This is a genomic window from Nostoc sp. NMS2, from assembly GCF_017115105.1.
Taxonomy (GTDB): domain Bacteria; phylum Cyanobacteriota; class Cyanobacteriia; order Cyanobacteriales; family Nostocaceae; genus Nostoc.
This window is the reverse complement of the sequence record NZ_JABXKH010000063.1, coordinates 1-6,155: the sequence shown is the minus strand read 5'-3', so window position 1 is coordinate 6,155 and position 6,155 is coordinate 1. Positions and strand designations below refer to the sequence as shown.

The 6,155-nt window shown below is 37.6% G+C and carries 8 protein-coding genes; 4 read left to right on the top strand and 4 right to left on the bottom strand.

Annotated elements, in window-relative coordinates; translation table 11 throughout:
- The first annotated feature begins 92 nt into the window (after positions 1 to 92).
- Together HWQ36_RS12495 and HWQ36_RS12490 are read left to right on the top strand one after the other, a co-directional pair.
- The gene (locus HWQ36_RS12495; protein ID WP_292702711.1) at positions 93 to 659 is read left to right on the top strand and encodes a hypothetical protein; all 567 of its coding nucleotides are present in this window, start codon (positions 93 to 95) and stop codon (positions 657 to 659) included.
- Between the two features lie 155 nt (positions 660 to 814).
- Positions 815 to 1,795, top strand: a complete 981-nt coding sequence (locus tag HWQ36_RS12490; protein WP_366828911.1) for a kelch repeat-containing protein — start codon at positions 815 to 817, stop codon at positions 1,793 to 1,795.
- 238 nt (positions 1,796 to 2,033) lie between these two features.
- Here the strand turns inward: HWQ36_RS12490 and HWQ36_RS12485 are convergent, their stop codons facing one another.
- Complete coding sequence (locus HWQ36_RS12485; RefSeq protein ID WP_292702706.1) at positions 2,034 to 2,585, bottom strand: hypothetical protein; 552 nt, start codon at positions 2,583 to 2,585, stop codon at positions 2,034 to 2,036.
- Positions 2,582 to 2,773: a hypothetical protein gene (locus HWQ36_RS12480; protein ID WP_190876219.1), complete on the bottom strand. Its 192-nt coding sequence runs from the start codon at positions 2,771 to 2,773 to the stop codon at positions 2,582 to 2,584. Before HWQ36_RS12480 ends, HWQ36_RS12485 begins: the two co-directional genes overlap by 4 nt.
- Before the next feature lie 357 nt (positions 2,774 to 3,130).
- Here HWQ36_RS12480 and HWQ36_RS12475 point away from each other — a divergent pair, with 357 nt between their 5' ends.
- Positions 3,131 to 4,372, top strand: coding sequence for a DNA cytosine methyltransferase (locus HWQ36_RS12475; protein WP_292702698.1), 1,242 nt, complete (start codon positions 3,131 to 3,133; stop codon positions 4,370 to 4,372).
- Complete coding sequence (locus tag HWQ36_RS12470; protein WP_292702696.1) at positions 4,345 to 5,322, top strand: Bpu10I family restriction endonuclease; 978 nt, start codon at positions 4,345 to 4,347, stop codon at positions 5,320 to 5,322. Before HWQ36_RS12475 ends, HWQ36_RS12470 begins: the two co-directional genes overlap by 28 nt.
- A 145-nt stretch (positions 5,323 to 5,467) precedes the next feature.
- Here the strand turns inward: HWQ36_RS12470 and HWQ36_RS12465 are convergent, their stop codons facing one another.
- On the bottom strand, positions 5,468 to 5,758 hold the full coding sequence (locus tag HWQ36_RS12465) for a clan AA aspartic protease (RefSeq protein WP_292702693.1): 291 nt from the start codon (positions 5,756 to 5,758) through the stop codon (positions 5,468 to 5,470).
- A complete protein-coding gene (locus tag HWQ36_RS12460) occupies positions 5,755 to 6,027 on the bottom strand; it encodes a hypothetical protein (protein ID WP_292702690.1) in 273 nt (90 codons plus the stop codon). The genes HWQ36_RS12465 and HWQ36_RS12460 overlap by 4 nt, the downstream gene beginning before the upstream one ends.
- Positions 6,028 to 6,155: the final 128 nt, after the last annotated feature.

Sequence of the window (6,155 nt, the reverse complement as noted above, 5' to 3'; positions counted from 1 at the left end):
TTAAGATGCACAGTCTAATTAATTATTGTACCTCACTGGACCGGGAAACGCTATAACAGCTTGGTAACTATAAAATAGTCGAGTATGCAATTATGTTAAGAGAAATTTTGTTGGCGTTGGCGCAGCCCGCCGTAGGCATCGCTACTTTTGTTATTCTCTTGACTAGCTATACCCATAATCAAGTAACTGCTACCACCACTAACTATCAAATTTCTCAGAATACTAATAATCAATCAACAGGAATAACTATTGAACGTCTAGGAATAGGTGGCGTAAAACTTTCTATGTCCGAGGCACAAGTCAGAAAAATTTTAGGTAAACCTGTAAAAGTAGAAAATGGCTTTATAGCTGCTATTGGTAAAGTTCGTACTCTGAAATATGCAGGCATCACAGTTGACTTAGCTGAAGATGCTCAACCAGGTAAATTTACTGTTTATCAAATCAAAGCAACTAGTTCTAAATATTCCACCATAGATGGAGTAAAAGTAGGTGACAGACAATCAAAAGTAATTAGAACTTATGGAAAAACTGAAATATCCCAAGATGGGAAAGTTACCAATTTAAATTACATAGTTGAAGAACCCAGTCCTGGAGGTTTAAATTTTACTGTTGAAAAAGGCAAGATAAAAGAAATTTTCTGCTTTTATCTAATGAATTAAGCAATTTTTACCAGAAAACACCAATGCAAATTCAATACCCCCACTTCATCTGGAAAAATCCTAAAATTCAAGGCAAACCTCCTCAACCGAGATCTGGACACTCCGCTATTTTGTATCAAAGTTATATGATTATTTTTGGTTGAGAACACAATGATATAAGTGAAACTCTAAACGATATTCATTTGTTGGATCTGGAATCTTTGACTTGGATACAACCTCAAATTTCCGGCGAAATTCCGACCAAAAGAAGTTTTCACACTGCTGTTTTAGCTGAAGATAAAATGCTGGTTTGGGGAGGATACGAAGAGGCAAAAGATGGGGGATATATTTTTAGTGATGTTGATATTCATATCCTCAATCTCAAAACTTGGCAATGGTCACAAATTACCCCTAATGGAACACCACCAGCACCTCGTTTTCATCATAGTGCAGCGTTGTTTAAAAATAAATTATTAATTGATGGTGGCTCTTATGATATCTACGCAGCACTAGACGATTTACATCTGCTCGATATTACAAATATGTGCTGGATAAATATCCAAGTTAACAACTGTTATAGCTCTGCCTTAGCTGGACTAATAATTAGGGGCAATACATTAGTCAAATTTCTCGGTGATGCTGCTTACGGAGGATTTTGCTCAAATATTTTAACTTTAGAACTAGTAGATTTTGATTCCCAAAATCTACCGGAGTTTCAATGGCAGCAAGCCAAATTTCAGGGCAGAGAAAACTATAGTTATCAAATTTTGTTACCGAACAAAAATGAAGAAGATTATGAAGATTATGATGATGAAATTAATGATGAAGAAGATGGAATTCCCTACCGAACAATTCATGGTTATGGAGAATTTAGAGATAGCCTAGTTTTGTTTGCAGGCATGGCTCCCGGTAAGGGGATTAGTCATGTGACGATTGGCAATTTAGTACTATTAAATATGCCTACTTTAGAAGAAACTACTTGTGGAACTTATACGGGGATTATTCCAGAAGTAGAAGGAAAGTTTCCTCCTCCTAGATTTGGTCATTCAACTATACAGTTTAATCATCAAATGATTATCTATGGTGGCTTATGGATTGACACTTCTGCTGAAAATCATAGCTATGATAATGACGTATATATTCTTGAAACTTTATAAGAGTTACGCAAGTGTTCTCAATCATATTCTCTACTAACTCTCTAGTAACTCAGACTAATTCCGCAGCTAAAAGCCTACCTTCAATTGGTTCATACTCATCTTCTAGTAACCATAACTTGGCTGCATTATAAAGTATGGCTTGCACACTCTTGCTCCTTAATTCTTAATTTGTATGCTTAGAAGGAGTGATTTTTTATCCTAACGGATGTAGCCTAAGAAACTTGAGTACAGCGAAGTGTTAAGTAGCCTCTGTTGAGAAAATAAAAACTTCTGCTGCTTGAGTCGGCCAAACAAATAGGTTTTGCTTTGCAATATCCAAGTCAATAGCAACGGCTTCTATTTGTTTTATAGAGTTATCTTGACCTCTATATTTGAGCAACGTAGTAAATTGACCAATTTCTAGACTTGGTTCACTGATGCGTATTTGCACTGGTGGGTTAATTTGAATTGGTTCCCAGATTCCAGTTGCTCGATCAATTTCTATTCCAGTAAGATGATGCTTGGTGACAAATTTATTATCTAAATGATTCCACCATTCAGAAATTATCTGAGCTTCTTTAGTATATTTTGGTGTATTATTACAGTACCAACGAATAGCATTAGAACTATATTTAATTGCTTCTTTAACTTTGTCTTCCCAATTCTCATCATTCAAGTCTATGCTGATCATTTGCCCTTCAGACTTTGAGCGATCGATATACACATGGAAAGCTGCAACATCTTCTCGGTGAGTGAGAACATAGCGACGTAGTTCATTAAGATTCATCGCTTCATACTTAGCTACTGTCATGGTTCATACCCTCCGGTTGGTTTAATCTCAAAGTCCAGATTTTCGCCAGCAAGTACGTATAAGTTGCCAGTCCGTTCATCTACCCTAACAAGTTCGATGTTTGTGTATGGCCATCCAGGGTAAATGACATTAGTAAGTCGATAACAAAGCCTGTAGAGTCCCTGAGTTTGTTCATTTGTGGGCTTCATATCCACTTTACTTGATTTACCTACTGATTATATCCGTAAATAATACCTGAAATCATCTGCGAAAGGCGATCGCTCAAAATGCCAGCGTCAATCATACGGTGATATTCGTCAATCGTCCACTTAGCAACTATCACACTCATGACGATTGATTCCTCCTAATGATTCTTTATATTTTCCCATTTTAAATGCACTTCAGGTCTGATTCAGAATCAGTCGATTGATTGAAGAATACTAAAAATTACTTATAGCCAGATACCTTGACCAGAATAACTGTGTAGCAGGTTGACAAAGTGGTACAAGGGTATCATCCTAGAGTATTTAGAAGGTAAATCACATGAGTAACCACATTAAGAATCTATGCTAACAGCACAACCTATCACTATTGATTTGTTTGCTGGGGCTGGCGGCTTTGGTTTAGGTTTCGAGATGGCAGGTTTCTCTGTTCCTTTATCCGTTGAGATTGATGCCTGGGCTTGTGATACGCTGCGCCATAACCGCCCTAGTATGACAGTTATTCAACAGGATATCCGTGATTTAAACACTGCAAGTAGCATAAAGGATATCTGTCACTTCAAGCCGGATATTGTTATTGGTGGGCCTCCATGTCAAGGTTTTAGTATTGCCGGGCCAGCAGAAAAAGATCCTAAAGACCCTAGAAATAGTCTATTCATTAACTTTGCTGAGTGGATATGTTTTCTCCAACCTCAAGCTTTTGTAATGGAGAATGTTAAAGGTTTACTTTCGCGCAAAAATATTGAAGGTAGAAAAGTAATAGATATTATTAAAGAAACTTTTGGAAATCTCGGATATTTTGTAGAAGTATGGTCATTAAATGCTGCTGAATATGGTGTACCACAAATTAGAGAGCGAATTTTTATTGTTGGAAATAAGATAGGAAAAGAGTTAGGTATTCCTCCAAAAACACATTCCTTAGATTTATTGCATGTAAATAGCTCTCAATTATCAATATTTGCCTGCATGGGCCTACTTCCTGCCATAAGCTTGTGGGATGCTATATCAGATTTACCACCACTGAATGCACGGGAGGGTGAAGAGGAACAACCTTATATTTCAGAACCTCTCAATAACTATCAAAGCTGGATTAGGAATGGTAGCCAAACACTTTACAATCATGTTGCAATGGATCATTCTCAGAGGCTTGTAGAACGCTTCAAACATATTAAATGGGGTGAATCAAGTTCAGATGCACCAAAAGAACATGGGGCTAGACGCCGTAGTGGAAATGGTGAGTTATCTGAGATAAGTTATGACCAGAATAACCGACGTTTAAATCCATATAAACCATCACATACGATAGCCGCTTCGTTTTACGCCAATTTTCTGCATCCTTTCCAGCATCGCAATTTGACAGCCCGTGAAGGCGCACGTGTGCAATCTTTTCCTGACACTTATCGTTTTCTAGGAAAGAAGACTGTTGTATCTCACAAGTTATTACATCGAGAAGAGAGATTCGACGAGAAGTTTCTTTGCCAGTACAATCAGGTAGGTAATGCTGTACCACCTATTCTTGCTCAAGCGATCGCACTTCATCTTCAAGATAAATTAGAGCTATGCCCAAAAGCGATAGGAACCCTTTAGTTCACGGCTCTAATCTTGAACAAAAGGAGAATCACCGCACAAAATACAGAGATGTTGACAGTAAAAAATATCTCAGTGAGATTAGAACTGAGTATGATAAGTGGCGTTCCGCTAATCTCGAATTAGTAGGGCCGACATCAACACCTACTGCTCAAGATGACGCAATTATTACTACTAGGGTAGAGCTTCTATCAAAATATAAGGATTTTTTAGACCAGCAGCACTATGCTGAGAAGTTTGATTCTCGATCAAACCTTCACTCTAGCGTGTTGGAGGAATTTCTCTATTATCTGTTTAAAGATTTAGTCAGAGACTTTGGAGAAAATGCTCTCATCGGCAAATCACATACGTTCAAAGATATTTTCTTTGTACCGCCAAAATACTCTGAGATGCTGAAGCGACCGTATGCACGTATTGAAAAGAAAGATCATGACTTTGTAATTGGAGCCACTATTCAAGTATCATTTGAAGCAGCAACCCCACCGGAGAAAGATGAAAATCCTGGTGAAATACTCCCACTTCTTAAAGAGGAACCGGAAAACTACTCTGAAGTTACAGTTATAGGAAACACCGAAACACACATTTTCGATATTCCAGTTGTTGCAATTGAATGTAAGACATATCTCGATAAAACTATGCTCGAAGGTTCATCACGAGCAGCAGAGGATTTAAAGGCAAGGAATCCAAATAGTTTATATGTTGTACTTATGGAGTGGATCAAGTTGACCAGTGATGTCAATCTTCGTAAGTACAAGGTTGACCAGATTTACGTACTACGTCAGCAGAAAAATACTGACCGAGAATTTAGGTATGAAGAAAAATATGTTAAAAATTCAATTAATCCAGTTGTAGTTCAACATCTGTTCTATAAAGTGCGGAAGCATCTGAAAATGGACTGGACTGGCGGAATTGAACACGGCATAGAGCGTGGGTGGCTAATTGACGAGTAGCTACTGACCTTGGGGTAATAATTCTAATTCTCATTGCTATTAATAGAAACTCGATATATCCAGAAAGCAACTACAATTCATCAATTGTTACTAAACCGCCCTTAGTAAACTGTATGACAAGTTCATGCTCATCAAGTAAAGCAGTTCATAATAGAGGTAGCCGTCCTGTAGCAAGTACATTCACTTCCCGTTCTTCTCCATTCCAAATAATGGTAGCTTGATGTACTGGCAAGATTACATTACTATTGTCAGCTAAATTTGCATACATATCATAAACAAAAGGAAAACCCAATAGAGTAACTGCTGCTGTGGGTAAGGAAAGAAACTCTGTAAAACCTGTATCGACAACAAATTCAATAGTAAAATCTGGTTGATTGGGCAGTCGAAATATGATATTAACGGTTGCGCGTCCGTTCTTGACAATACCAGAAATCACCGATAATCGCGCTCCATGTCACCACTGAAGGAAACAGCTACTTTATAACCAATGCGAATACCAAAAAGTCGAGCAAATGGGTGTTTATTACGTAAATATCGTGCCGATTCTAAGCCTGTTTTATCAATTGCGTATTCACCTGTTTCTATATCGATAATCACCATTTTACCGATGTTTTCTTCTCGTTCTACTTGTTGACGAATGCTATTTTCATATAATTCTTTCGCACGTCGTCCAACTTCTTCGCGGCTTAAAAGTATGGCTTGCACGTCCTTGCTCCTTTGTTCATGTTGTATATTAATTCTACTACCAAGCCATAATACAAGGCGGTTTAGTGAACGATACAGCACTTACGTCTGTTATAAGGTACAATAAATTAAAATATAAATACCTTTAA

Bases quoted from the DNA above. Each gene is read 5' to 3' on its own strand.
- HWQ36_RS12495 (WP_292702711.1), top strand. From the start codon at position 93: ATGTTAAGAGAAATTTTGTTGGCGTTGGCGCAGCCCGCCGTAGGCATC.
- HWQ36_RS12475 (WP_292702698.1), top strand. From the start codon at position 3,131: ATGCTAACAGCACAACCTATCACTATTGATTTGTTTGCTGGGGCTGGC.
- HWQ36_RS12480 (WP_190876219.1), bottom strand. From the start codon at position 2,773: ATGAAGCCCACAAATGAACAAACTCAGGGACTCTACAGGCTTTGTTAT.
- HWQ36_RS12470 (WP_292702696.1), top strand. From the start codon at position 4,345: ATGCCCAAAAGCGATAGGAACCCTTTAGTTCACGGCTCTAATCTTGAA.
- HWQ36_RS12485 (WP_292702706.1), bottom strand. From the start codon at position 2,585: ATGACAGTAGCTAAGTATGAAGCGATGAATCTTAATGAACTACGTCGC.